The organism is Oceanobacillus caeni (assembly GCF_019037185.1).
In the GTDB taxonomy this organism is placed as follows: Bacteria; Bacillota; Bacilli; order Bacillales; family Amphibacillaceae; genus Oceanobacillus; species Oceanobacillus caeni.
In genome coordinates this window covers 56,423-82,688 of sequence record NZ_JAHHXM010000007.1, presented here as the reverse complement: position 1 = coordinate 82,688, position 26,266 = coordinate 56,423, and the positions used below count along the sequence as shown (strand labels likewise).

General features: G+C 35.1%; 24 protein-coding genes. 16 read left to right on the top strand and 8 right to left on the bottom strand.

Annotated features, from left to right (window positions below; genetic code table 11):
* Nucleotides 1-262: 262 nt before the first annotated feature.
* From KM885_RS06360 to KM885_RS06345, 4 genes are all read left to right on the top strand, one after another.
* Nucleotides 263-3,151 carry a 2-oxoglutarate dehydrogenase E1 component gene (locus KM885_RS06360; protein WP_047185251.1) on the top strand — a complete coding sequence of 963 codons (2,889 nt, stop codon included), beginning with the start codon at nt 263-265 and terminating at the stop codon, nt 3,149-3,151.
* Nucleotides 3,138-4,391 (top strand): 2-oxoglutarate dehydrogenase complex dihydrolipoyllysine-residue succinyltransferase, encoded by a 1,254-nt coding sequence (gene odhB, locus KM885_RS06355; protein ID WP_060667500.1) that lies wholly within the window; start codon nt 3,138-3,140, stop codon nt 4,389-4,391. Before KM885_RS06360 ends, odhB begins: the two co-directional genes overlap by 14 nt.
* A 158-nt stretch (nt 4,392-4,549) precedes the next feature.
* Nucleotides 4,550-5,839, top strand: a complete 1,290-nt coding sequence (locus tag KM885_RS06350; protein WP_060667499.1) for an NCS2 family permease — start codon at nt 4,550-4,552, stop codon at nt 5,837-5,839.
* Between the two features lie 317 nt (nt 5,840-6,156).
* Nucleotides 6,157-7,227 carry an undecaprenyldiphospho-muramoylpentapeptide beta-N-acetylglucosaminyltransferase gene (locus tag KM885_RS06345; RefSeq protein ID WP_047185254.1) on the top strand — a complete coding sequence of 357 codons (1,071 nt, stop codon included), beginning with the start codon at nt 6,157-6,159 and terminating at the stop codon, nt 7,225-7,227.
* 45 nt (nt 7,228-7,272) lie between these two features.
* On the opposite strand, the gene KM885_RS06340 is transcribed toward KM885_RS06345, so the two are convergent.
* The 4 genes from KM885_RS06340 to KM885_RS06325 form a co-directional block, all read right to left on the bottom strand.
* Complete coding sequence (locus KM885_RS06340) at nt 7,273-8,421, bottom strand: Ger(x)C family spore germination protein (RefSeq protein WP_216883694.1); 1,149 nt, start codon at nt 8,419-8,421, stop codon at nt 7,273-7,275.
* A 5-nt stretch (nt 8,422-8,426) separates the two neighbouring features.
* Nucleotides 8,427-9,530 (bottom strand): GerAB/ArcD/ProY family transporter, encoded by a 1,104-nt coding sequence (locus KM885_RS06335; RefSeq protein WP_145524111.1) that lies wholly within the window; start codon nt 9,528-9,530, stop codon nt 8,427-8,429.
* Nucleotides 9,531-9,538: 8 nt separating this feature from the next.
* Nucleotides 9,539-11,041 (bottom strand): spore germination protein, encoded by a 1,503-nt coding sequence (locus tag KM885_RS06330; RefSeq protein ID WP_204798401.1) that lies wholly within the window; start codon nt 11,039-11,041, stop codon nt 9,539-9,541.
* A gap of 132 nt (nt 11,042-11,173) precedes the next feature.
* Nucleotides 11,174-11,728 (bottom strand): beta-class carbonic anhydrase, encoded by a 555-nt coding sequence (locus tag KM885_RS06325; RefSeq protein ID WP_047185258.1) that lies wholly within the window; start codon nt 11,726-11,728, stop codon nt 11,174-11,176.
* Between the two features lie 180 nt (nt 11,729-11,908).
* Here KM885_RS06325 and KM885_RS06320 point away from each other — a divergent pair, with 180 nt between their 5' ends.
* The 3 genes from KM885_RS06320 to KM885_RS06310 all read left to right on the top strand — a co-directional run bounded on the left by KM885_RS06320 (nt 11,909) and on the right by KM885_RS06310 (nt 14,892).
* A complete protein-coding gene (locus KM885_RS06320; protein WP_216883693.1) occupies nt 11,909-12,718 on the top strand; it encodes a S1C family serine protease in 810 nt (269 codons plus the stop codon).
* A gap of 282 nt (nt 12,719-13,000) precedes the next feature.
* Entirely contained in the window at nt 13,001-13,729 is a 729-nt protein-coding gene (gene sigI / locus KM885_RS06315; RefSeq protein WP_060667494.1) for an RNA polymerase sigma-I factor, read from the top strand.
* Entirely contained in the window at nt 13,726-14,892 is a 1,167-nt protein-coding gene (locus KM885_RS06310) for an anti-sigma factor domain-containing protein (RefSeq protein ID WP_047185261.1), read from the top strand. Before sigI ends, KM885_RS06310 begins: the two co-directional genes overlap by 4 nt.
* Before the next feature lie 167 nt (nt 14,893-15,059).
* Here the strand turns inward: KM885_RS06310 and KM885_RS06305 are convergent, their stop codons facing one another.
* Nucleotides 15,060-15,293: a YhdB family protein gene (locus KM885_RS06305; RefSeq protein WP_047185262.1), complete on the bottom strand. Its 234-nt coding sequence runs from the start codon at nt 15,291-15,293 to the stop codon at nt 15,060-15,062.
* 169 nt (nt 15,294-15,462) lie between these two features.
* Here KM885_RS06305 and KM885_RS06300 point away from each other — a divergent pair, with 169 nt between their 5' ends.
* The 6 genes from KM885_RS06300 (at nt 15,463) to KM885_RS06275 (ending at nt 20,698) form a co-directional block, all read left to right on the top strand.
* A complete protein-coding gene (locus KM885_RS06300; protein ID WP_244986926.1) occupies nt 15,463-16,206 on the top strand; it encodes a YhcN/YlaJ family sporulation lipoprotein in 744 nt (247 codons plus the stop codon).
* A gap of 103 nt (nt 16,207-16,309) precedes the next feature.
* Complete coding sequence (locus tag KM885_RS06295) at nt 16,310-17,683, top strand: dipeptidase (RefSeq protein WP_047185264.1); 1,374 nt, start codon at nt 16,310-16,312, stop codon at nt 17,681-17,683.
* 23 nt (nt 17,684-17,706) lie between these two features.
* Nucleotides 17,707-18,468 (top strand): (S)-benzoin forming benzil reductase, encoded by a 762-nt coding sequence (locus tag KM885_RS06290; RefSeq protein ID WP_047185265.1) that lies wholly within the window; start codon nt 17,707-17,709, stop codon nt 18,466-18,468.
* Between the two features lie 141 nt (nt 18,469-18,609).
* On the top strand, nt 18,610-18,720 hold the full coding sequence (locus KM885_RS06285) for a YjcZ family sporulation protein (RefSeq protein ID WP_047185266.1): 111 nt from the start codon (nt 18,610-18,612) through the stop codon (nt 18,718-18,720).
* A gap of 313 nt (nt 18,721-19,033) precedes the next feature.
* Complete coding sequence (map, locus tag KM885_RS06280) at nt 19,034-19,783, top strand: type I methionyl aminopeptidase (RefSeq protein ID WP_047185267.1); 750 nt, start codon at nt 19,034-19,036, stop codon at nt 19,781-19,783.
* 147 nt (nt 19,784-19,930) lie between these two features.
* Entirely contained in the window at nt 19,931-20,698 is a 768-nt protein-coding gene (locus KM885_RS06275; protein ID WP_060667489.1) for a cobalamin-binding protein, read from the top strand.
* Nucleotides 20,699-20,724: 26 nt separating this feature from the next.
* On the opposite strand, the gene KM885_RS06270 is transcribed toward KM885_RS06275, so the two are convergent.
* A complete protein-coding gene (locus tag KM885_RS06270; RefSeq protein WP_047185269.1) occupies nt 20,725-21,597 on the bottom strand; it encodes a cation diffusion facilitator family transporter in 873 nt (290 codons plus the stop codon).
* Between the two features lie 222 nt (nt 21,598-21,819).
* Here KM885_RS06270 and KM885_RS06265 point away from each other — a divergent pair, with 222 nt between their 5' ends.
* The 3 genes from KM885_RS06265 (at nt 21,820) to KM885_RS06255 (ending at nt 23,963) form a co-directional block, all read left to right on the top strand.
* Nucleotides 21,820-22,053, top strand: a complete 234-nt coding sequence (locus tag KM885_RS06265) for a hypothetical protein (RefSeq protein WP_047185270.1) — start codon at nt 21,820-21,822, stop codon at nt 22,051-22,053.
* Between the two features lie 161 nt (nt 22,054-22,214).
* Nucleotides 22,215-23,600 carry a class II fumarate hydratase gene (fumC, locus tag KM885_RS06260; RefSeq protein WP_047185271.1) on the top strand — a complete coding sequence of 462 codons (1,386 nt, stop codon included), beginning with the start codon at nt 22,215-22,217 and terminating at the stop codon, nt 23,598-23,600.
* A gap of 165 nt (nt 23,601-23,765) precedes the next feature.
* Nucleotides 23,766-23,963 carry an alpha/beta-type small acid-soluble spore protein gene (locus tag KM885_RS06255; RefSeq protein ID WP_047185272.1) on the top strand — a complete coding sequence of 66 codons (198 nt, stop codon included), beginning with the start codon at nt 23,766-23,768 and terminating at the stop codon, nt 23,961-23,963.
* A gap of 99 nt (nt 23,964-24,062) precedes the next feature.
* Here the strand turns inward: KM885_RS06255 and KM885_RS06250 are convergent, their stop codons facing one another.
* Both KM885_RS06250 and KM885_RS06245 read right to left on the bottom strand, forming a co-directional pair.
* The gene (locus tag KM885_RS06250) at nt 24,063-25,160 is read right to left on the bottom strand and encodes an ABC transporter ATP-binding protein (protein WP_047185273.1); all 1,098 of its coding nucleotides are present in this window, start codon (nt 25,158-25,160) and stop codon (nt 24,063-24,065) included.
* 90 nt (nt 25,161-25,250) lie between these two features.
* On the bottom strand, nt 25,251-26,138 hold the full coding sequence (locus tag KM885_RS06245) for a PucR family transcriptional regulator (protein WP_060667487.1): 888 nt from the start codon (nt 26,136-26,138) through the stop codon (nt 25,251-25,253).
* Nucleotides 26,139-26,266: the final 128 nt, after the last annotated feature.

Genomic DNA, 26,266 nt, shown 5'->3' with positions numbered 1-26,266 from the left:
CTTCATATGTATTTCCTCCTTTATATAGATGCTATTATAATATAGTATAAATCAAAACGGTTTCAATGTTAACTAAAAATCAACATGAAATATAAATTGAATATTTAGTTATATTTCGTATAATATACAATAATTACGACAATTCATTTTCTTTACAAATATCGTGTGGATTTATTGTATCCATCCATAAAATAATGTATATTATTGGTGAAGGGCAGTATCAATCAATTATAAACCGTTTACAAAAACGGAGAAAGTATTTATGGGGGTATTCATCGTGGTAGTAGGATTGGAAGAATCTGCTAGAGGATTTTGGGAACAATTTTATGGCCCAAATATTGGGTATGTACAGCAACAATATGAATTATTTAAAAAAGATCCTGAAGCTGTCGAACCATCAATCAGGGAAATATTTGAAAAATATGGTTCACCTGAGAAGCTAAATCAGCAAAATATAGAAAATTCAACAAACATAGCGACTCCTAATGCTCCTTCGAATTTTGATGTGAAAAAGCTAACCTCAGCATTGAAACTTGTTGAGGCTATTCGTCGTTATGGTCATTTAGAAGCTGATATATACCCTGTATATCAACATAAAGACCCAATGTCCCATGAGATTGATCCGGAAACATATGGTATTACAGAAGAAGATTTAAGAAATATGCCAGCTAATTGGCTATGGGAACAATCCCCAGCTGGAGTTGAAAATGGTTTAGATGTATACAATACATTGAAGAAATATTATACAGGAACCATTACATTTGAGTATGATCATGTAAACAACGATGAGGAAAGAAAATGGTTATTTGATTTAATCGAATCTGGCAATGCTAGATTAGAATTATCAAAGGAAGAGAGAATTCAATTACTAGAGCGATTAGCTCATGTAGAAGGTTTCGAATTATTTCTACAAAAAACATTTGTAGGGCAGAAACGATTCTCAATCCAAGGTCTAGAAATGATGGTACCAATGTTAGATGAACTAGTTAATTTTGGTAATCAAGATAATGTAGAAGATATTATGATGGGTATGGCACACCGTGGACGCCTTTCCGTTCTTGCACATGTGCTTGGAAAACCAATCGATAAGATTTTCTCTGAATTTCATCATTCATCAGATAAAGAATTAATACCTTCTGATGAAAGCTCAAGGAAAATTAATTATGGATGGACAGGTGATGTTAAGTATCACTTTGGCGCTCAAAGAATAGTTAAAAATGGAGATCACACAACAAGAGTAACTTTAGCTCATAATCCATCACACTTAGAGTTTGTAAATCCAATTGTAGAAGGTTTGGCTCGAGCTGCACAAGATGATAGAAGTAAAGCAGGCTATCCAAAACGTGATGTTGATAAAGCATTTAGTGTACTTATTCATGGAGATGCTGCATTTATCGGAGAAGGCGTTGTAGCGGAAACACTAAACTTAAGCGGATTACCTGGATATCATACTGGTGGTACTGTTCATATTATAGCTAATAACCTATTAGGTTATACAACGGATCGAGAAGATGGCCGTTCTACTAGGTATGCTAGCGATATGGCTAAAGGTTTTGAGATTCCAATTATTCGCGTCAATGCAGATGATCCTATTTCTTGTATGTCCGCAATTAAAATTGCCTATGAATACCGTAAAAAATTTAAAAAGGATTTTTTAATAGATTTAGTAGGTTACCGTCGTTATGGTCATAATGAAATGGATGAACCAAGGACGACACAACCTTTACTTTATAAAGAAATAGATAATCGTCCTTCCGTAACGTATGTATATGCTGCCTCATTGGAAAAAAACGGATATATTAATGAAGGTGACATAAAGCAGATTACGGATAAAGTAGAACAAGAGTTTCGCGAAATATATAATAGTATGATTGAAAATGACTCGGTAGATTCAGAACCGACCCCAATGCCAAGTGTTTTAAGAAACGGTTTAAATAAATTTGAAACTGGCGTCGAACTAGAATCATTGAGGAAACTTAATAAAGATTTGTTAAAACGGCCTGAAGGTTTTAAAGGATTTAAGAAAACAGAAAGAATATTAAAACGTCGTGAAGATGCCCTTGAAGAGGGAAATAAAGCGGATTGGGGAACGGGTGAAGCATTAGCATATGCTTCCATACTAAAAGATGGAATTCCAATTCGTATCACTGGTCAAGATACCGAACGTGGTACCTTTGCCCATCGTCATATGGTGCTTTATGATGTAGAAACTGGTGAAAAGTATTGTCCGTTACATGGAATTGAGGATGCTAAAGCAACATTCGAAATTAGAAATAGTCCACTTTCTGAAGTAGCTGTACTAGGATTCGAATATGGATATAGCATTCATTCTCCAGAGACATTAGTTATATGGGAAGCTCAATTTGGAGACTTTGCCAATGTGGCGCAAGTAATGTTTGACCAATTTATTTCTTCTGCCCGTGCAAAATGGGGAGATAAATCGAATCTAGTAATGTTACTTCCGCATGGATTTGAAGGTCAGGGACCAGAACACTCTAGTGCTCGTCTAGAAAGATTTTTGCAAATGGCTGCAGAAAATAACTGGATTATTGCTTATCCTACATCATCTGCACAATTCTTCCATTTAATACGCCGACAAGCTAAATTAGGTGGGGAAGATGTTGCGAGACCGTTAGTTGTTATGACACCTAAGAGTAGTATGATTCGTAATCCAAGAATGGCATCTGAAGCAGCAGAATTTACAGATGTTAAATTTAAATCATTGAGAAACCAGCCAAACTTTGCAATAAGCAAAGATGCAAAACGTTTATTAATTGGTACCGGTAAGATCATGGTAGATATTGAAGAAACAATGGATGGATCAAGTGAAAACTACGACTGGTTACGTATCGTTCGACTTGAACAAATTTACCCATTCCCTCAGAAAGAATTAGAAGAGATTATTAATGAACTTCCAAATCTAGAAGAAATTGTTTGGGTTCAAGAGGAACCAAGAAACATGGGAGCATGGGACTTTGTCGATGATTATGTACGTCCGTTATTAAAGGATGGTCAAAAAATACGTTATATTGGTCGTCCGGATCGATCAGCACCAGCTGTAGGACTTCCAAACGTGCATAAATTTGAACAAAATCAAATTATACAACAAGCAATTAACCCTGAAGGAGGAAAATCCAGTGCAAGAAATTAAAATTCCAGAACTCGCAGAATCAATTACAGAAGGTACTATCGCAGAATGGCTTGTAAAAGTAGGGGATAAGATAGAAAAGGGAGACCCTATTGTAGAACTTGAAACTGATAAAGTAAACGTTGAAGTAAACTCAGATTTTTCAGGGGTAATTACAGAGGTTCTTCAAGAAGAAGGTAACGATGTAGCAGTTGGAGATGTTATTGCTAAATTAGACGAAAATGGAACGGCAGGAGCCGCACCGGCTAAAGCTGAAGCTCCTCAAAAAGAAGAAACAAAGGCTGCACCAGCTACTGAGGTAAAAGCTGCTCCACAAGTCCAAGCGGAAGTAGGTAATCAAGCAGACGTTATCGCTACACCTGCTGCTAGAAAACGTGCACGTGAATTAAATATTGATTTAAGTGCGGTGACTGCACGTGATCCACTAGGTCGAGTGCGTCCAGAAGACGTTGAAGCAACCGCACAAGCTAGTGCAGCTCCAAAACAAGAAACAGTGGCGAAGAAAGATGCACCAGCACAAGTTTCTAAACAGGAATTTGATAAACCAGTAGAGCGTATTAAAATGACAAGACGCCGCCAAACAATCGCTAGGAATCTTGTTTCTGTACAGCAAGAATCTGCAATGTTAACTACTTTTAATGAAGTAGATATGACGGCAATTATGAATCTAAGAAAAGAAAGAAAAGATAAATTCGTTGAAAAACACGGTGTAAAACTTGGATTTATGTCATTCTTTACTAAAGCAGTAGTAGGAGCGTTAAAAGAATTCCCATTATTAAATGCGGAAATTCAAGGTAATGAACTTGTAGTGAAAAAATTCTACGATATCGGTATTGCTGTTTCTACGAATGATGGCCTAGTTGTACCAGTTGTTCGTGATGCAGATCGATTATCATTTGCTGGAATTGAAAGGGAAATTGCTGACCTTGGTAAGAAAGCTCGAGATAATAAATTAGGATTAAGTGATTTACAAGGTGGTACATTCTCTATTACAAATGGTGGAATCTTTGGCTCTATGATGTCTACACCGATTTTAAATGCACCACAAGTAGGGATTTTAGGTATGCATAGTATACAAAAACGTGCGATGGTAATGCCTGATGACACGATTGAAGTTCGTCCTATGATGTATCTTGCTCTTTCTTATGATCACCGAATTGTAGACGGAAAAGAAGCAGTAAGTTTCTTAGTTCGTGTGAAAGAAATGCTAGAAGATCCTGAAACATTATTGTTGGAAGGTTAATCATGTACGAAAACCCTCGTATTGACTTATTGGTTAATACGAGGGTTTTTTTCTTGCTTTTTTGGCAAACTAAAAAGGGCTTTTCCATTGCAATTTATGTTAAAAACGAATATTATATAAAATGTTGGTTTTATTATTCGGAAAGATAGGTGCTTGATATGGAAAATTTCTTTAAACTAAAACAAAACAATACAAATATCCGAACAGAAGTGACTGCGGGAATTACAACTTTTTTAACAATGGCGTATATCATTATTGTTAATCCATCTATTTTATCAGCTGCGGGTGTTCCGTTTGAACAAGTATTTATGGCTACTGTTATCTCTGCAGTTGTTGGAACACTAATGATGGGATTACTTGCCAATTATCCAATAGCGATAGCACCGGGAATGGGATTAAACGCATACTTCACTAGTGTTGTGGTAACACAAGGTTTATCTTATCAAGTTGTTTTTGGAGCGGTGTTTTTAGCCGGAATACTCTTTTTAATATTAACTTTTACTAAATTACGTGAGACAATTATCTCCGCCATTCCTAATTCATTGAAATACGGAATTACGTCTGGAATTGGTTTATTTATTGCATTTGTTGGATTAAAAAATGCGGGAATCATTAGTGCAAATGAAGCAAATGTGATTGGGTTAGGAGATTTGACAAATCCAATGGTTATTTTAGCGATTGTTGGATTATTCATTACTTTAATTTTATATACATTAAAAGTCCAAGGCGCATTATTTTTTGGGATGGTGGCTACGGGTATTATTGCCTTTTTTACCGGGCAATTACACTTTGAGGGAGTCATCGAAACCCCGCCATCCCCTGTATTCTTTGATTTAGACATTGCCGGTGTCTTTGCGAATGGTCTTTATACTGTAATTATTGCATTCTTATTAGTTACACTGTTTGATACAACTGGAACGATGGTAGGTGTAGCTGAACAAGCAGGATATATGAAAAATGGAAAAATGAAGCATGCTAAAGAAGCATTGCTATCAGATGCCACTGCAACAACGGTTGGTTCCATGTTTGGAACAAGTCCTTCTACAGCTTATGTAGAATCTACTTCTGGTGTTGCTGCTGGAGGAAGGACTGGACTTACTTCTGTAGTTGTTGCTATATTGTTTATCTCTTCTATTTTCTTTACTCCTATTATCAAAGTAATTGCAGGTGTTCCGGCGATTACAGCTCCTGTATTGATTATCGTTGGAAGTTTTATGATGGGTGGATTAGCAAAAATAAATTGGCAAGAATTTGAAGAAGCTTTTTCAGCATTTGCTGTTATCCTAATGATGCCCTTTACATCTAGTATTGCAACTGGAATAGCAGTTGGATTTATTATTTATCCTATCCTGAAATTAGTTAGGGGTAAAGGAAAGGATGTTCATTGGATTATTTACGTGTTTGGATTTATTTTTCTACTACAAATGATCTTCTTTCCAATGCATTAAGAACAAAAGCGTAATATAAATTGACTATAAATTGTATAACAATTTGTGGTCAATTTTTTGGATGAAAAAAAAGAATACATACAACGAGATGATTTTCCCTTGCTACTGTAATTTGCGCTATAATAGAATTGATTGCTATTTAGCTCGAATTTTTCTTTTGTCCCACCTAAACGGGCAGTAAAACTCCCACCGATGGGAAGTCTTCTTTATAGAAGATGTTTCACACATAATATAGCATTCCTTTTCTACAAGTAATTTTAAGGCATAGGAATCATGATAACTCATAAGATATTTACGGAAAGAAAGGAAGTACATAAATGAATACGAAACGAATATTATTTACTGGTGGTGGAACGGCCGGACATGTCATTGTAAATTTAGCTCTCATTCCTTACTATCAGGAAAAGGGCTGGGAAATTGATTATATTGGATCACACAACGGAATTGAACGTGATTTAATTACGTCATTAATAGGTGTAACCTATCACCCAATCTCAACAGGAAAATTAAGAAGATATATTTCAAAAGAAAATATTAAGGATCCTTTTAAAGTGCTCAAAGGAACGATGCAAGCTTATCGAATTATTGGGAAGCGAAAGCCATCCGTTATTTTTTCAAAAGGTGGATTCGTGTCCGTGCCAGTTGTAGCGGCTGCCAAGCTTCGTGGTGTTCCCACCATTATCCATGAGTCTGACTATACTCCGGGATTAGCGAATAAACTATCAATTCCATTTGCAAAAAAAGTATTAGCCACATTCCCGGAGACGATGCAGTATTTACCAAAAGATAAATCAGAGCATGTTGGGGCCGTCATTCGCGAGGAACTTTTCCAAGGAAATCGAGAGAATGGATTAAAATTTGCAGGATTGACGAAAGAAAAACCGGTGCTTCTCATCATGGGGGGAAGTGGCGGTTCACAGAAAATTAATGAAACGGTAAGGAATAGTTTATCTAAGCTTTTACATGCGTTTCAAATTATTCATATATGTGGAAAAGAGAAGGTAGATCATTCGATTAAAGAAAAAGGGTATGTTCAATTTGAATATATTAATGAAGAATTAAAAGATATATTTGCTGCAACAGATTTTGTCTTATCAAGGGCTGGATCGAATGCTATTTTTGAATTTTTGGCTTTACGGATTCCCATGTTACTTATTCCTCTCTCTAGAGCAGCTAGTAGGGGAGACCAAATTGTGAATGCCAGGTCTTTTAAAAATAAAAACTATGCTCAAGTGTTAGAGGAAGAGGAATTGACAGAAGAGAAGTTAGTGGAAGAACTACTCCAGTTGAAAAAAGTTGCACCAGTCATGATGGATCAGATGAAAGAGTTTAAAAGTGAAAAAGCACGTGACCGAGTTATTGAAATTATTAAGGAAGTAAGAAAATAATTAGACTAAACATCCCTTGTTAAGCCTAACAAGGGATGTATTATTTTAATCTATTGTTCCGGTATGCATAATATCTACTTTTACATTAAAGTCCACAGATATTCTTGGATATTTCTCATCCCACTCATTTTCCGTTATTAATTTTTCCCTTTTGTTTATTCGATATATCTTACCATATCCGAATGGATCGGCATTAACTTCTTGTGTTTTTTTTAGTAATTCCTCATATTCCTTTTTAAACTGTTTTTCTAATGCTTTTTCAAGCGCTTTTGTAACCTCTCTTTTGTTTATTCTAAGCTCCTCGTATAATTCTGACAAATCTATTGTCATATGGATATCCGTTTGATACGTTAAATCTTTTATGCTTTTCATTTTTGTCTTACTCTTTCCCTTAATGATAAGGAAATTTAATGGAACATCTTCCTCCATGCTATGGTCGTGTTGGATTAGAGGAGATTTGTCAAGATATTTTTCAACAGGTTTTGACGGTATAGTCATTTCTAATGGTGTATTTTTTACACCATCTATTATCATCTTCAATAATAGCCCTTCTTTAAGAGATATTTCCAATGCTAGGTGATCATTATGAAAAACACCCATTCCTTTTAGGGCGGGTACCTCACCCTTTAAACCAATGATAGGTAATACTCCATCCTGACCCGTTGTTGCGGATCTTCGTGAAGAAAATTGCAGGGAAGAGGAAGGAATATTTCCCGATTTTGCTTCTTTTCCAAGTAATTCATCTAAAAACCTTCCAATCAAGGCTGCTTCTTCGGAATCTGCATAAAATATTTCTTTTGCGGTTTCTTCTGCAACCGCAAGTTTCATCGTATCAGATGTGAGTGCATCCCGTGCGGAAGCCATTATATATGGACTTATCCCTCTTTTAGCAATTTCCTTTCCATAAATTTCCGTTTTAAGTTGACCTTCTCTTAATTTAAAACTAACTTGTCTTGCAATTACTTCCCTTGCCCCTTTTAGCGTTTTACCCTCTCCTGAAACGGTGCCATATATGCTGTCTGCTTGAGGATCAAATCGTATGAAATTAACCGTTTTTTCAATTTTGTCATCTTCCGCCACATCAATTCCACGTGCAGTAATAATGGCGAGATCCTCAATTGCCTCTTTTTCAATACAACCAACAAGGAAAACTAAATACAACCCTATTAAACCAATGTGAATTTTTTTTCGCATGATAATCACTTCCTATTTTCCAAGAGTCGTTTTTTTATTAGAACGATAGGCAATAGGATGAATGGATAAACATACACAAGCCAAAATCCCAATTGAGCTGAGAGGTTAATAACTTTTTGTATTAAAAAATGTTCATAAAAAAATGGGCTAGCTGCAAGTGAGATGAGAGAAGCGATATAAAGTGTATATCTCTGAGGTATTTTATACATTCGTTTCATCCCATACGTTATTCCCCACATAAGTATAATCATATTTGGGATAATAATGATCAACCAGCTGGCTACAATGATAAAGTCAAACCTTTCAATAAATGAAAAAGTTTGAAGCTTATATAAAATAAGTAAAACCCATTGCTCGATACTTATTTCACGGTAACTTAAATATCCCATAACGACCATCGTGACAAATAAGGTGATAATGGTTGTCCAACTAGTAGCTAGAAATAGAGGGAACGTAATCTTTTTTTTGTTTTTTATGAATGGATATAGGACTAATACCATTTCAAAACCTAGGAATGAATATCCACTCAGTTTTGCTCCTTCTAATAAGTTAGGTAATGGCGTTTCAAATAATGGTTGAAAGTGGGTTATATCCATTTGTAATGTCGGTTGAATAAGTGGAAGGAAAATCCAATTGGAATAAATACCTAAAACGGTACAAACCCCCACAATGATCCGAATCCCGCCAAGAACGCTATAAATGACTAAACAAAGGATTAAAAAGCTCAATATAAAAATGGAAACATTCGGGAAGATAAACACTCTAACAATCTCAATATATGTAATTAATACAGAGAACATAGAAATAGCAAAGTGTATGATGAATACCATTCCTATTAATTTTCCAACCCATTTTCCGAAAATGTCTACATGGATTCCAAAAATATCGGAACTATCATACTGTTTGAGAATAAGTATCATTGCAATAAGGACACAAACAATATAAGCGTAAGCTATAAGAATGGAGATCCATGAGTCTTGAAGGGTTTCCATGATAACAAGCCTTGGAAACCCAATTAAACCAACTCCGATTTGAATAGATACAACAACGAAGAAAATATAAAAAGCTTGTATTTGTAAATTATCTTTAATTTTAATATTTATATCCATCGTTCCACCTACTCATCAATATCCTTTTTCTGTTTAGCTTTTTCTCGACTATAGCGAATTAATTCTTTTGGACGGTATGACTTAAATCGCTTATTTTCAAATTGTGGTGGTAAGCGAAAAAGTGCTTTATTAAAGTCTTGAAATCTCAATGGATAAACAGGGGATAAATAAGGTCTGCCTAGTGACGTTATCTTTAATAAGTGAATGACTAAGAAACAAAGTCCGAATGCCAGTCCTACCATCCCCAAAACTCCACCAAGTATGATCATTGGGAATCGTATGGCTCTAGCTGCTGTACCCATCAAATAATTGGGTGCTGAAAACGATGCTAAAGCACTAAGAGCAACAAAGATGATCAGAACATTACTTGTAATTCCTGCTTCAACAGCTGCTGTCCCTACAACTACACCACCAACGATACCAATGGTTTGGCCAATTTTAGTTGGGAGTCGTGCTCCAGATTCTCGGAGTAATTCCATTATGAATTCTAAAATCAAAACTTCAACTATTGGTGTAAACGGTACTCCTGCCCTTGATTGACCTAAGTTTATTAACAATGGTATAGGAATAATTTCATAATGAAACGTTACTGCCGCTACGTATAATGGTGTCATAATCGTAGAAAGAATAAATGAAATAAATCGTAATGCTCTTAAAATAGTTCCAATATTCCAACGCATATAAAGATCTTCGGTTGATTCAAAAAAACTAAAAAATGTCGTTGGTGCAATGAAAGCTGTAGGACTATTTTCAACTAATACACCAATTCTTCCGCGATTAATGCTGTAACTAAAACGATCTGGCAATTCTGTTGTCAGGAACTGCGGAAAAATAGTAGAAGTTGAATCCTCTAAATATTGCATTAATACGGAACTATCATCTACTACATCTATTTCCAACTCACTTATTCTTTGTTTCATCGTATTAATATCTGTTTCATTAGCCACAGACTTCAGGTAAATGAGTCGTACTTCGCGTGGTTCTAGTTCCCCAACCAAGAAACTTTCGAGAACTAAGTCTTTCGATCTTATCGTCCACCGAACAATATTCAAGTTCGTAACCAGTGACTCTGTAAAGCCAATTTTAGGTCCTAATACAACCGATTCCGTTTCCGACTGTTCTAAAGAACGTTTTTCTTTTTTTAATAAAAGATAGCCAATAACACTATCTTCTCCTTCTACATAGATAAATACCCCACCAATTAATAAATCCGTCAGTATCTCATCAAGTGATTGGAGTGTTTTTCCATTGCTTAAAGGAATTTCGTTTAAAATAGTAGAATTATTCCATTTCATATCTTTCTCAAGAAGGGGCGTTAATAAATATTCCTCCATCATGTTTCCCTGAACCTGGTAATCAATATAGAAAATTAGCGCTTTTTTACCCTTATTTTCAAATTTAGAAATAGAAAGGTCTGGGTTGTTTTCAAATTTACTATTTAATAATTCTTCTAGATCTTTAACGGTGATTGGAAAAATATTATCTTTTTTCATAAACCGATTTTTTCTCATTCGCATGCCCTCCACGTCGTGAAGCTTCATTGGTATAGTATGCGGAGGAGGGAAGCATTTTATGTAAAAAACAAAAAAACTATCGCAAACATTTTGCGATAGTTTTTTTGTTTTTACTTATTAATTCTCTTATTAGTCTTCTCTAGTAACTACATCCACTTTCCCGGTACCTGGATCGATTACAAGTCCGTGAACTTTAATTCCTTTAGGTAAAAGTGGGTGGTTACGTATTATTTCTACACTCTGTTCTACAGATTCTTCAACTGTATTAAATCCATGGAATTCATCATCAAAATCAATTCCTGAGTGCTTTAGTGTGTCAATCGTCTCTTGTTTAATTCCACGTTCTATCATATTATCTGTTAAAGCATCAACATTTACATGCGACATCCCACAATCATGATGGCCAATTACAACTACTTCATCAGCTTTTAAATTATAGATTGCAACTAAAATACTCTTCATAATACTATCAAAAGGTTTTCGGATGATGGCACCAGCATTTTTCACCATTTTTACATCACCATTTTGAATATTCAAGGAGCGTTGTAATAATTCAATCAGCCTTGATTCCATACAGGTGAAAATAACCATCTTTTTATTAGGATATGTATCCGTTGTGTATGCTTCGTATTCTTTGCTTTCAACGAATTTCCTATTAAATTCTAACATTTCATCAAGATGCATTTTGATCAACTCCATTTCTTTAATAAAATAATATCAGATTTTGTGAGAAAGTCGTAACAATTTTATCTTGATAATATTAATTAACGTCTAACAGAATTAAAAAATAACATGTGGTATAATGAAAATAGATATGGAAGAACCATTTTTAAACGAATGAACGTATATTGCTCGAGGTGATATATGGATAAAAAAATTAATGATAAAACAGATATTATGGATGAAGATTTATATGAAGAAATCGATGATGACGAGTTGTATGAACTGGTCCAAGAAGAACGAAGAAAAGCTTTAGAAAGAGAGAAAATGAGAAAGCACAAGTCACCAAAACGCCCATTTCCGAAATGGGCGTTTTGGCTAATTGCAGTTATGATGGCTTTTAGTCTGTTTTCTACGATTCCTGAAACGTTTTCCATCCCTGCAATCGACTTTTTAAAGACATCAGCAACTTTGTCTAAGGATGAAGATATTCAACAATACAAAAAGGCAGTAGTAGTTGTAGAATCTGAAAATAGTAAGGGGACTGGGTTTGCTATTTCAAGTGATGGGCTTATATTAACGAATCATCACGTCATCGAAAATAAAGATGAAATCGTAGTGGCCTTTCCAGATAATGGTCTTTTTGAAGCAGAAATAGTAACGGCATATCCTTCCATTGATATGGCTTTGTTAAAAGTTGAAGGAGAAGACTTACCATATTTAACCTTATCAGATACTTCCTTTGCTCAGGAAGAAGAAATACAGTTTATTGGAAATCCATTACGATTTAATGGAATCGCTAATGAAGGACACATTGTTGGCACTACCATGTTAAAGGATTGGGAAGAAAACGTGGTGATGATTAACGCCCCTGTCTATCGCGGAAATAGTGGAAGTCCTGTCTTAAATCGGAATGGAGAGGTAATTGGAGTTATTTTTGCGACTTTAGATGATAAATCACACGGTAAAGTTGGATTGTTTGTACCGATTCAATTATTCATTAGTGGGGGATAAAGGCCCCCCACTGTTGGAAGTCTTCTTTATCACCACAATGAAATAAATGGTCATGGATATTTAAATAAAATGTAATGTTTTTGAGATAGCTTCTCTACATTGGTTGCGATACGATAGGGTATGTCGAAGTGGATCGAAAAATGTCGTGACACGAATTAGAAAATGGTGGAATGAAAATGTTAGTTTCTCTAGTAAATCAAATAAATAATAATAGTATGAAACCACACCCAAAAAGTTTCTGTATACTACGAAAAATATATTATCAGGGGGTGCTCCTGTTTAATGATTAATAAAACAGTACAAGAAAAACCCCTTGAGCAGTTGATTATTTCTGCGCAAAATGGAGATACAGAAGTACACAATTATCTGTTAAAAACGTATCAACCATTTGTAGCAAAATGTGTTTCGGATGTTTGTAAACGATATATCAATCCCCAGCACGATGATGAATTCAGTATAGGATTAACAGCTTTTAATGATGCGATTTTTTCCTATTCGATTGAAAAAGGTAGTTCATTTTTGAATTTCGCGAGCATTGTCATCAAACGGAAAGTGATTGATTATATTCGTTACAGTCAAAAGGGCGTTAAAACAGTTTCTATTGATGAGGATTTTGATGATGATCAATTGGAAAACCCTACCGAAATCCGTATTGCTAAGGAGCATTATCAAGAAAAAGAAAATGCGGCCATGTTAAGGGATGAAATTGAAGAATTTAAGAAAAAGCTCTCAGAGTACAAATTAAGTCTTATGGAGCTTACAGAAGTTTCTCCAAAACATAATGATGCAAGAGAATCGGCTGTTCGAACGGCACGTATTTTATATGCGGATAAAGATTTGCGAGAATATGTTTGGAAAAAGAAAAAACTGCCGATTAAAGGGCTTTCCAAGCAGGTGGATGTAAGTAAAAAAACATTAGAACGTAACCGAAAATTCATTTTGGCCATTTTTATTGTTCTAAGTGAAGATTTTATATATTTGAAGGACTATCTTAAGGGTGTGGGTCTGTGAAAAAAGGAATTATACTCGAACGACATCGAAAATATACTATCTTAATGACGAAAGATGGGGCTTTTTTAAAAGGGAAAGTTTACGTAAAGGATGCACAAATAGGTGATGAGGTTGTATTTGAACCAATTTACCCAAAGAGGTTTTTTTTCCTATCCAAAAATAATAAAAGGCATTTACCAGCTAGAATATTAACGGTTGCATGTATCGTACTGGTTTGTCTTTTTCTTCCCTTTTATTTTTCCCCAAACGATAAAACGTATGCGTATGTTACAGTCGATATTAACCCTAGTATAGAATTAGAGGTAGATGAAAATTATACTGTACGAAAAATACATGCTATGAATGATGATGCAGAACAAATAATGGGAGAATTAACGAATTATTTAAACGAAAATTTGGAAACAGTCATTCAGATGATTATGAATACAAGTGAGGAAAATGGGTTAATAAACAACGGGAAAAATATATTAGTTGGAATAAGTTATATGGATGAAGAAAAAACAGATGATGAACAAAAGATTTTAAAGGAAATTGAAAACCATTTTGAGGAAAATAAACCTGATTGGAATCTTGCTGCTTTTAATGTTCCGAAAGATATTCGTGACTTGGCAAACGAACAAGAGACGTCAATGAATAAACTGATGGCTAAACAATTGATTATTGGCCAAGAACCGGAATCTATTCAATCTCTTCAAAATGAGGATTTTCTTGATATTTCAGAAGTAGAAATCATGGATACTTTCTTTAAATCTACAGATAATGCGGAAGAGAAAACAGATGAAGAAGAGATAGTAAATGAAGAGGAACCACAGGAAGATCATGAAGAAGAAATGGAAAATGATGAAAATGTTGAAATGAACGATGACATCAACGATGAAACGAACGAGGAAGTTAATACCCCTAATCCACCCCAGGAATCTGAAGTTGAAGAACATACGGAAACCAATGAGGAAGAAAATATACCAACTGATGAAGATTCAAAGGAAGACCCACATCCAAGTGAATTAAAAGGTAAAAATGGCGAGATTAATTCTAACGGTAATAATATAAAAAAGAATAGCGATCAACATCCAAGTCAAAATAAAAAGGATAATGATCAGGCCAATTGGAAGGATGAAAATCATCCGAGTAATCAAAAAGGAAAGAACGGAAATAATGAATAAACATGAAAGGAAAAGCAAATTATTGCTTTTCCTTTTAATTTTCCAGCTTCAGCGCTAAAGCCGTAGCAAGATCCTTCACCTCATGACACGATAAAGAAGACTTGCCGATGGTGAAACCTGAGGCTTAGTCGCACTTATACCCTTGAGGTGAAAGTCGCTCCGCTTTTCTATACTTCCATCGTCATAGTAGGTGTTTGTTTCATTGCATGGTCTATATAATAAAGAAGGTTGTCATGGGATTCCATTACCTTCTGCTGATCAAGGGAATATCGGTAAGAATGCAGAAAATGCTGGATCTTTTTGGAAAGCATATCATCTTTTGTTCGTACCATCAATACAAGTAAATCATCCCATTGTCCCCAAAGCGTATAATATAAGGCTTTGTCATAATCAGGCACCATTTTACCCCTCCTTAACATTCAGGGTTACTACTATCATGCCCATTGTTAAGGTAACATGTGTATTTTAGTTTATGGTTGGATTACCAGAAATAGTATCAACATTTATCGAATATTGTTCTCCTTAGGAATCATACTATGACTGATTCATAATCAAAAGGAGGAAACAAATTTGAAGAAAAAGCTCTTATCTGGCGCAGTTGTTGTAACAATGGCTTTAGTGGGATGTCAAGCGGGGGATCAAGGAGCCGCTCCTGGTAATATGGATCAAAACAGGAATAACACTGGTGACGGAATGACCAACGTTCGTAACTACACATTAGAACGCGATGCAGATCGTTTCCAAAACCGTGATAATCGATATTTAACCAATAATGATATATTTAATAATGACAATGGAAATCGAGTAGGAGATCGAAACGATGGTTTCCGTAATGTCGCAGATCGAAATGACGGCGTTCGTAATGTTGGGGACCGAAATGATGGCGTTCGTAACAATAACAATACTCGTTATGAAGTATCCAAAGAAGCAGCAAATCAAATTTCTAAGAAAGTAAAAGAAATTGATAATGTCTATGTATTAACCACGGATAATAACGCATATGTTGCTGCGGAATTAGATACAGACAACAATAACAACAATAACAATAACGTTAACAACAACAATAACAATATTAACAACAATAATAATGACATGTTTGATGATCAATTATCAGATCATGTCAAAAAAGAAATATCAGATATTGTTCGTTCAGTTGACAACGATATAGACAATGTTTACGTCTCCACAAACCCAGATTTCTTTAATTTAGCAAATAATTATTCGAATGATGTTGACCGTGGTAAACCAGTGGAAGGATTCTTTGACCAATTTGGTAATATGATTGAACGCCTATTCCCACAGAATAAAAGGTAAATAAAACTTCTTGCAAGCAACTAATGATGGTTGCTTGCTTCTTTTTTTATTTTTTTAAAAATATGCTAAAATGAATGAAAACGTTTATGCGGAGGGAAAAAAGATGAGTGAAAAGGCGTTAAAGTATTTGAAAGAACATCAAGAGGAATTAATATCTAAATTGAATGAGTTCTTATCCATTCCTAGTATTAGTACAGACAGTAAATATAGAGATGATGTAAATAAAGCTTGTGATTTCCTTGTTACATATTTGAATGATATACGATTTGAAAAAGTTGAAAAGCAGCAAACGAACGGACATCCGATTGTTTATGCAGAATATAATGGAGCTGGTTCAACTGCACCTACTGTACTGTTTTACGGACATTACGATGTGCAACCGGTAGATCCAATTGACAAATGGGATAGTGATCCTTTTAAACCAGAGATAAGAGATGGAAGACTGTATGCGCGAGGGTCAAGTGATGATAAGGGACAAGTATTTATGCATCTAGCCGTATTTGAGGCATATATGAATACAGAGGGAAGGCTTCCAATTAACGTGAAAGTTTGTATTGAAGGGGAAGAAGAAATTGGTAGTAAGAATTTATATGAAATTTTACAAAGCAAAAAAGAACAATTCCAAGCCGATTTTGCCGTTATTTCAGATTCTGGAATGGTAGCGAAAAATCAACCAACCATTTTATACGGATTAAAAGGGTTTACTGGTATTGAAATTACGGTAACGGGACCGAATCATGATCTTCATTCAGGTATGTACGGTGGTGCAGTAAGAAACCCTATAATGGCTTTAAGTCATATTTTATCCACAATGAAAAATGAAGAGGAAGTCATTACGATTGATGGTTTTTATGATGGTGTTGAGCCATTGACGGATGAAGAAAGGAAACTAATTGCTGAGGTGCCGAGTGAAGACTTTGTGAAGGCGACAGGAATTCCGGAAACAGTTTCGGAAAAAGGATATTCTCCAAAAGAGCATACAATGGGACGACCGACTTTGGAATTAAATGGGATATATGGCGGGTATCAGGGAGAAGGGACCAAGACAATCATCCCTTCATCAGCTACTGCAAAAATTACGTGTCGATTAGTTCCAGGGCAAGATCCAGAAAACATTCAATACTTATTGGAACAACATGTCCATCGTGTAGCGCCAAAAGGTGTTGTAGTAGAAGTGAAAAAAGAAAAATTATCAGCTAAGGCATATAAAGTAGAACCAACACATCCTTTAATTAAAAAGGCGGCTGAAAGTTATACAAAAGCTTTTGGTAAAGAAACCGTCTATATTCGCATGGGTGGTTCGATTCCAGTTGTAGAATGGATAGAAGCTATTTATCAAATTCCAATTGTATTATTAGGGTTTGGTACACCTGAAGATCGATTACATTCCCCAAATGAAAGCTTTCCTATGGATAGTTTGGAAAAGGGAATGGAAACATTAGTTTACTATTGGGATAACGTTAAATCAAAAGAATAAAATGAGGAACAGGGGGAGTAATAGTGACGAAATTCGCCATCATTACTGGTGTTTCAAGAGGGTTAGGAGAAGGTCTAGCAAAGTTATTTTTAGAATCTGGTGTTCACGTTATAGGAATATCAAGAACGAATAATCATAAATTACCAAAAATAGCGGAAGAGAATAATCAAATTTATAAGCATTTTAGTTGTAATTTAAGCGACCCTGACGAAGTAGATGACACTTTTGAACAATTAAAAGATTTCGTTTTCATACCGGAATTAACGGAAGTCTTTCTAATTAATAATGCTGCTGCTGTCGAACCGATGGATCAAGCAATGAATATCAAAAAAGAAGATCTAGTTAATCACATCCATGTGAATATGATAGCTCCTATGTTAATAACGAATTCCTTCCTAAACGAAGCAAATAAGCATGAGCATGTACAAGCTATAGCTGTCGAAGTTACATCAGGAGCAGGGAAACGACCAATTTTTGGATGGAGTACGTATTGTTCTACGAAAGCAGGTATTAATCTGTATACAGAAACCGTTGCCCTGGAACAGGAGGAATTGAACACAGGAAACAAAGTAATTGCATTTAATCCAGGAGTTATGGATACACAAATGCAGGAAACTATTCGGTCGATGGATAAAGGTGCTTTTTTAGATGTGGAACGTTATCGAAAATTAAAAGCGGAAAACCAATTAAACAGTCCCGTTGACGTAGCTAGTGTATTAATTGATATTTTAAATGATGAAGGTGTGATCAATGGGAAATTATATAATATTACAGATTATCTCTGATTATAAACATTATTAGGTGTATAATGTGACTTAGGTGTTCGCCCAAATACTTGATAAATCCTAAGTTTTCTAAAAATCCCTTCCCATTTTGAATTCTAATTGAATATAGTAAATTAGCCTTTAAAAGAGGGAGGGAAAGTTATGAGTAAAGAATTTTTTGGAGGTTTCGGCTCAGGCTTTGCGCTGTTAGTCGTTCTATTTATCCTTCTAATTATTATTGGTACTTCCTATACAGGAGGATGCGTATATTAAGAAAAAATGCAGTGGGTAACCCACTGCATTTTCAAGCTTCTGAGGGACAAAAAAGGTAGGTAGGAAGTTCGGTAAGTGCGACTAACTATCAGTGGGGGATGAAGGAACCCCCCATTGATGGAAGTCGGTCACTAAAGTAAATCCATAAAATCTGCAAGAAGTTTAACTTTATGATAAAATTTATGTGGTATCGATAATTAGTTAGGTATAGCTTTTATATAGAAGTAAGAAGCTAAGAAGTATCTTAGTTGTACTTATGCAGGAGAAAAATTTTATATATTTTCCAATCTGCCAAAAGAAAGGAAGAAGATAGTTGATTACTCGTAAAAGTAAACGTGAAATTGAGAAGATGCAAGCGGCAGGCGATTTGCTTGTTAAAACACATAAAGAAATAGCAAAAATGATTAGACCTGGTATTACAACAATGGAGATTGATGCTTTTGTCGAAGATTTTCTAACTAAGAATGGAGCAACTCCTGAGCAAAAGGGATATAATGGCTATGAATATGCAACATGTGCCTCCATAAACGATGAAATATGTCATGGTTTTCCCCGAAATGAGAAACTGAAAGATGGAGATATCGTAACCATTGATATGGTAGTGAATATAGATGGGGGATTGGCAGATTCAGCTTGGACATATGCAGTTGGAAACGTAGATGAAAAAGGGAAACACTTAATGGCTGTAACAAAAGAATCCCTTTATAAAGGAATTGAGCAGGCACAAGTTGGAAATCGCATTGGTGATATTGGTCATGCTATCCAAACTTTTGCAGAAGCTGAAGGTTTTTCAGTTGTCCGTGACTTTACTGGGCATGGAATTGGCCCTACCCTTCACGAAGATCCACACATCCCACATTTTGGTTTGCCAAATAAAGGAATGCGCCTAAAAGAAGGAATGGTTATTACAATCGAGCCAATGATTAACGAAGGTGATTGGAGAAGTAAGATGGATTCGAACGGTTGGACAGCAAGAACAGTTGATAAAGGCCGTTCTGCACAGTATGAACATACAATTGTCATTACAAAAGATGGTCCACTTATCATAACAGATCAAGATTAGAAAGCTTAACATTCGCTACAGGAAGAAAGTTTACTCTTTTCTTACTGCTAAATAATATATCTATTCAACGTCCAGAAAATGCAGATTTTTAGACCTAGCATTTTCTGGACGTTTCTTTATAAAGTTAAAAATGAGAGGAGAAATTTTATGCGAGTTGTATCGATTTGTCCGAGTAACACAGAGATTGTAGCCTATTTAGGATTAACTAAAGTTTTAGTAGGGGTGGATAATTATTCGGACTGGCCAGCATCTATTCAAAATTTACCAAAGGTTGGTCCAGACCTCTCTATAGATATGGATAAGGTGGAGGATATGAAACCCGATCTTGTACTTGCTTCTTTAAGTGTGCCTGGTATGGAGAAGAACATTAAAGCATTGGATGAAAGAAAGATACCATATATTATTTTAAATCCAAATTCACTCCAAGAGATTGCAAAGGACATTCAAACAGTGGGGGAAGCACTAGGGTTTAGCGACTTAGGTGAAGAAAAGGCTAAACAATTCTTAGGTGATATAGAAGGGATTAGAAATAAATTTCAATCAAATGAGAAAAAAACTAAATTATACTGGGAATGGTGGCCTAAACCAATATTTACTCCAGGTGGATTGAACTGGCTGTCTGAAATTAGTGAAATAGCTGGTGGAGAGAATATTTTCTCATCAGAAAAAGTCGCAAGTGTTCAGACAGATTGGGATGATGTAAAAGAACGAAATCCAGACCATATTTGTATGGTATGGGTGGGGGTGAAAGAGGAAAAAATGCGCCCGGAATTGGTGATCAAAAGACCGGGATGGAGTGAGATGCCAGCAATAAAAAATAAAAAGATTCATGTTTTAGAGGAATCACTATTTTGTAGACCATCCCCAAGATTATTAGATGGATTAAGAAAACTAGTGTCAATTATACATGAATAGTTAAATAGGCTGTTATTTTGAACAGCCTATTTACAGTATGGTTCGATATGGATATGCACATAAGTTATTTTATGTTGGTCATACAAGTAATTTTCAATATCTTCGGTTATGCGATGGCTTTGAATGACATTTAAATTGGGATCAACTAATATGGTTACATCTAAAAGTGATTGATTTCCGTGGATTCTCCCTTTCACATCAATCACTTCTTTTACTTCCTTCACTTTTTCAATACTTGCTTGAATCTCTTTTAATCTATCCTCTTCAAAACCATCTGTCAGAGTGAGGGTTGCTTCCCTGAAAATATCCAAAGCTGTTTTACAAATGATGATTCCCACAACAAAGCCTGCAAGCGGGTCAAGCCAGAATAGTCCAAATTGCGCACCGATAATTCCTACAAATGCTCCAATACTTACTAGAGCATCTGATTTATTATCTTGTGCGGCTGCATTCAATGAGCTACTTTCTATTTTCTTAGCAAGTTTAACATTGAACTGGTAAACAAAAAACATAACAATAGCCGCACCTAGAGCTGTCCAAGCAGTTAATAAATTGGGAGCCTCCGACACTTTATTAGAAATGACTTTTTGGAATGTATCGAAAATAACCTGTATCCCTATAAACGCCATAATAAAAGCTGCAAATAAGGAGGCAATCGTTTCGACCCGGTAATGACCATATGGATGATCGTTATCAGGTGGTTTACGGGAAATTTTCAATCCAACTAAGACGGCTATTGATGCGATAACATCTGTTGCATTATTTAATCCATCAGCACGTAAGGCATCAGAGTCACCAACATAAGCAATAAGCAATTTTATAATAGAAAGAGTGATATAAGCTATTATGCTTATCCATGCTCCTTTTTCAGCCTGCTTTAAGTTATCTGCGTAATTCATCTTATTTCCTCCGCTATGTTGTTACCTAAATTCTCTCATATGTAAATTTCATAGTCTAAAGAAAAGACAGGATATGTAAGAAGTTTAATTATTATGATTACAGGGAATGAAATAAATACCTTACTTATTATGAATCAAAAGTCATCATGTATTTGTAAAAATAAGTGTTGAGATTTTTCTAAAAAATTATTATAATATTAAAAAGGTTAAGGGGGAGTTCTCTTGAAACAACAAAAAGTAATATACAACTTTCGTCGCTATGCAGGTACGGAACTTTATGCAAGAAAAGAAATCCCTTATGAGTTTGGTTTAAATGCACAGTTAATGTTGGATGAGATTTGCTTTAACTGGAATAAACAAAAAATATTGGACAAGATCCATTATTCGATTGAGACAGATAATAAAGATGAATTTTTAAAATATAGCCAAGTGTATATGGACTACGTTTGGGAGTAGAAAAATAGGAAGCCTCGCCATTATTGGTGGGGCTTTTTGTAGTTTTTTATCCAACTTCTTTATAAAATTACCTTAAACCTAGTATATTTAGTACCTTATTTGTTATGAAATTTGTTACAATATAGTTGATAGTAAAAGTAACATAGGGGAGGAATTACAGGATGGAATACCGTGTTGAAAGAGATACATTAGGGGAAATTAATGTACCAGCAGACAAATTCTGGGGTGCACAAACACAACGTAGTAAACAAAACTTTCCTATTGGAAATGAATTAATGCCAAAAGAAGTTGTTCGTGCATTTGCGATTTTGAAGAAAAGTGCGGCAAAAGCTAATAGTGATCTAGGTTTATTAGATAGTAAAAAGGCCGAAGCTATTGCCTATGCAGCAGATCAAATTATTGAAGGGAAAATAGATGACCATTTCCCATTAGTAGTTTGGCAAACTGGCAGTGGTACACAATCGAATATGAATGTCAATGAAGTAATCGCACATGTTGGAAATAAATGGCTATTAGAAAATGGTAGCGATTTAATCCTTCATCCTAATGATGATGTAAATAAATCACAAAGTTCTAATGATACATACCCAACAGCTATGCATGTTGCTTTCGTATTAAAATTAGAAGATGAAGTACTTCCTGCTGTGAAAACATTAAAAAATACACTTAAAGGAAAAATCGATGCGTTTTCTGATATCGTAAAAATTGGACGAACTCACCTTCAAGATGCTACACCACTAACATTAGGACAAGAAATTAGTGGATGGCATCGTATGCTTGAAAAATCAGAAATGATGATTAAGGAAAGTGTTGAGCATATTAAAGAATTAGCAATTGGGGGAACAGCAGTTGGTACAGGCCTAAATGCACATCCTGAATTCTCAGAACGTGTATGTCAGGCGATTAGTGAATTTACTGGAAAAACATTTGTTTCCGCGCCAAACAAGTTTCATTCTTTAACCAGTCATGACGAATCTGTATATGCTCATGGTGCACTAAAAGGTCTTGCTGCGGACATGATGAAGATTGCTAATGATGTCCGGTGGTTAGCAAGTGGCCCACGTTGCGGAATTGGGGAAATTACCATACCAGCGAATGAACCAGGAAGCTCGATAATGCCTGGTAAAGTTAATCCAACTCAAAGTGAAGCAGTTACAATGGTGTCTGCACAAGTAATGGGTAATGATGCTACAATTGGCTTTGCAGCAAGCCAAGGTAACTTTGAATTAAATGTATTCAAACCAGTTATTGCTTATAACTTCTTACAATCTTGTCAATTACTAGCCGATAGTATTCTTTCTTTTGATGAGCGTTGTGCTCAAGGAATCGAACCAAACCATGAACAAATTGAAAAGAATTTAAATGATTCCTTAATGCTAGTAACTGCATTAAATCCACATATTGGATATGAAAATGCAGCAAAAATTGCTAAAACAGCATTTAATGAAAACTCAACATTAAAAGAAACCGCTGTTAAATTAGGATTGCTGACAGCGGAAGAATTTGATGAATTTGTAAAACCGGAAGAAATGACACATCCTAAATAATGAATAGCAAACGCTTGGAGTAATAGAAAGTTTACTCCAAGCGTTTATTTTTTGTAGTAGCTGTTGAATTGGAATTATATCTACATTTTACCAATGTTTTTTTGTAATAGGATTTATAAAAATAACAGACAATAGAAATACAACAAACAAGGAGGTGAGATAAAAATGGCAAGCAACAATTCTAACCAATTATTAGTTCCTGGGGTTGAGCAAGCTCTAAACCAAATGAAGGTTGAAATCGCATCTGAATTTGGTGTGAACTTAGGTGCAGACACTACTTCTCGTGCTAACGGTTCTGTTGGTGGAGAAATTACAAAACGTCTAGTACACACAGCTCAACAACAACTAAATGGTGGACAATAAATTTAATATAGAAATGGCATAAGAGGAAAGCAAAGGCTTTCCTCTTTTTAGAGGGGCGTCAAAAAATCGAGCACCATGTACTCGATTTTTGATTAAAACTTATTTAATACGGCTTTCTGTTTCTGCATCAAAGAAATGTACACGGTTCATATCAAATGCCAAATCAATTTGATCTCCACCATTGATATTGGAACGTGAATCTACTCGGGCAACAAATTCTTGGCCAGCTACGGAAGAATATAGATAGGATTCAGCCCCCATTAGTTCTGATACATCAATTTTTACATTGAGTTTTGTTTCAGGAGAGGCAGCGATGAATGCCGGCTCGTCATGGATATCTTCTGGACGCATACCTAAAATAACGTCTTTATTTGTATATCCTTGTTCACGTAACGATTTCATTCTACCTTCTGGAACTTTTATTTTAACGTCTCCTATTTCAAAATAACCGTCTGTTATTTTACCATGAAAGAAGTTCATTGCGGGCGACCCAATAAATCCGGCAACAAATACATTTTCAGGAAGATCATAAACTTCTTTTGGTGAACCGATTTGTTGGATTATTCCATCTTTCATAACTACAAGCCGTGTAGCCATTGTCATCGCTTCTGTTTGATCATGTGTTACATAAATGGTAGTTGTTTGTAATCTTTGGTGTAGTTTTTGAATTTCAGCACGCATTTGAACACGAAGTTTTGCATCTAGGTTTGATAAAGGCTCGTCCATTAAGAATACTTTTGCATCTCTTACTATTGCACGACCAAGAGCAACACGTTGACGTTGACCACCTGAAAGGGCCTTTGGTTTACGGTCTAAATAAGCTTCAAGGCCTAAAATTTTGGCCGCATTATTCACACGTTTGTTAATTTCCTCTTTGCTAAATTTACGTAGTTTTAATCCAAACGCCATATTATCAAATACAGACATATGTGGATAAAGAGCATAGTTTTGGAATACCATCGCGATATCACGATCTTTAGGAGCAACATCGTTCATACGTTTACCATCAATATAAAAATCTCCACCTGAAATTTCTTCCAATCCAGCAACCATACGTAGTGTAGTAGATTTACCACAACCAGAAGGACCTACGAAGACGATAAATTCTTTGTCTTTGATATGTAGATTGAAGTCCTTTACTGCAACTACTTCTTTATCATATTTTTTTTGTATATGTTCTAATCTTAATTCAGCCATTTTTATTACCTCCAATTTGGTGTAAGCGGTTAATTATATTGTATGGTTTATGGAGAATTCTGAAAATGGTAGACGTGCACAAAGAATAGACTATTTCTTGTGCACCATGGACAATATCGCTAAATATACAGCCATTGCACCACTGAATTGTCTAACATCTATACCGGTTTTATCAATAAATTTATCTAATCGATATTGTAAGCTATTGCGATGTAAATGTAGTTTTTTTGCAGCAGTAGTTACATTTTGATTACTTAGAATAAATACCTTAATGGAATGGAGTAGATCTTGATCATTTGTCAATTCGCCTAATATCATATCTTTCGTTTTTTGTAAAAATTCCTTTTCTGCTTGGTGGATCAGAAGATAGGGAATCGCATCAACATACGTAACAACTGATTGGTCTGTATAGTGAAATGCAATATTAGCTTCCTTTATAAAAGTTGTATAAAAATCATTTAATCTTTCCAACTTATTCATATATGGTCCGATGCAAAAGCGTATGTTTATATATAAATCGCTCATTAATACGTCAATCATTTGTTCATAGGATATCGATTCATCCGAAATGTTAGGTTTTTCTTCGATGATAACCCCTTGATGATCGTTTTCCCACATGATTGCTACAGGGTTTGTATAGAAATTATGTATTGCTTCTTTAAATAGTTTTGGTTCCATTGGAGTGTTCTTTGTAGAAAAATAAACAAAACGAAATGTATTAACATATTCATTATTAGTATTAGTATGAATTCGTTGATTCCAAATTTGTTCTAATTCTGTAGGTTGAGGAATAAAAATATGGTATGGTGTAAGAAAAGCCGATAATATTTCTTCATCTTTATGGGTTAGTTCCTTTTTATCAATCCCAATTATTTTATGATCATCTGTTATAAACCAACTATATTTTTCTGGAATATTAACTCCTTCATCTTTATAGCATAAAGATGGGAATATTTTCTTTAGATCATTCATATACATGTAATTCCTCTTTTCTATCATATATATCCATTTTAACATGGTAGTGGTGATTCATTGAAATTAAATAATGACTTATGGGTATACATGGGAAATCACGTTTGATATAGTGGATAAGAATAAAAATCTAG

Excerpts from the sequence above, each read along its gene's own strand:
- KM885_RS06255 (WP_047185272.1), top strand. The coding sequence starts at position 23,766 with ATGGCAAGCAACAATTCTAACCAATTATTAGTTCCTGGGGTTGAGCAA.
- KM885_RS06245 (WP_060667487.1), bottom strand. The coding sequence starts at position 26,138 with ATGTATATGAATGATCTAAAGAAAATATTCCCATCTTTATGCTATAAA.
- KM885_RS06285 (WP_047185266.1), top strand. The coding sequence starts at position 18,610 with ATGAGTAAAGAATTTTTTGGAGGTTTCGGCTCAGGCTTTGCGCTGTTA.
- fumC (WP_047185271.1), top strand. The coding sequence starts at position 22,215 with ATGGAATACCGTGTTGAAAGAGATACATTAGGGGAAATTAATGTACCA.
- KM885_RS06330 (WP_204798401.1), bottom strand. The coding sequence starts at position 11,041 with ATGAGAAAAAATCGGTTTATGAAAAAAGATAATATTTTTCCAATCACC.
- KM885_RS06275 (WP_060667489.1), top strand. The coding sequence starts at position 19,931 with ATGCGAGTTGTATCGATTTGTCCGAGTAACACAGAGATTGTAGCCTAT.
- KM885_RS06340 (WP_216883694.1), bottom strand. The coding sequence starts at position 8,421 with ATGCGAAAAAAAATTCACATTGGTTTAATAGGGTTGTATTTAGTTTTC.
- KM885_RS06250 (WP_047185273.1), bottom strand. The coding sequence starts at position 25,160 with ATGGCTGAATTAAGATTAGAACATATACAAAAAAAATATGATAAAGAA.
- sigI (WP_060667494.1), top strand. The coding sequence starts at position 13,001 with ATGATTAATAAAACAGTACAAGAAAAACCCCTTGAGCAGTTGATTATT.
- KM885_RS06320 (WP_216883693.1), top strand. The coding sequence starts at position 11,909 with ATGGATAAAAAAATTAATGATAAAACAGATATTATGGATGAAGATTTA.
- KM885_RS06325 (WP_047185258.1), bottom strand. The coding sequence starts at position 11,728 with ATGCATCTTGATGAAATGTTAGAATTTAATAGGAAATTCGTTGAAAGC.
- KM885_RS06270 (WP_047185269.1), bottom strand. The coding sequence starts at position 21,597 with ATGAATTACGCAGATAACTTAAAGCAGGCTGAAAAAGGAGCATGGATA.
- KM885_RS06360 (WP_047185251.1), top strand. The coding sequence starts at position 263 with ATGGGGGTATTCATCGTGGTAGTAGGATTGGAAGAATCTGCTAGAGGA.
- KM885_RS06295 (WP_047185264.1), top strand. The coding sequence starts at position 16,310 with ATGAGTGAAAAGGCGTTAAAGTATTTGAAAGAACATCAAGAGGAATTA.
- KM885_RS06335 (WP_145524111.1), bottom strand. The coding sequence starts at position 9,530 with ATGGATATAAATATTAAAATTAAAGATAATTTACAAATACAAGCTTTT.
- KM885_RS06350 (WP_060667499.1), top strand. The coding sequence starts at position 4,550 with ATGGAAAATTTCTTTAAACTAAAACAAAACAATACAAATATCCGAACA.
- KM885_RS06305 (WP_047185262.1), bottom strand. The coding sequence starts at position 15,293 with ATGGTGCCTGATTATGACAAAGCCTTATATTATACGCTTTGGGGACAA.
- KM885_RS06345 (WP_047185254.1), top strand. The coding sequence starts at position 6,157 with ATGAATACGAAACGAATATTATTTACTGGTGGTGGAACGGCCGGACAT.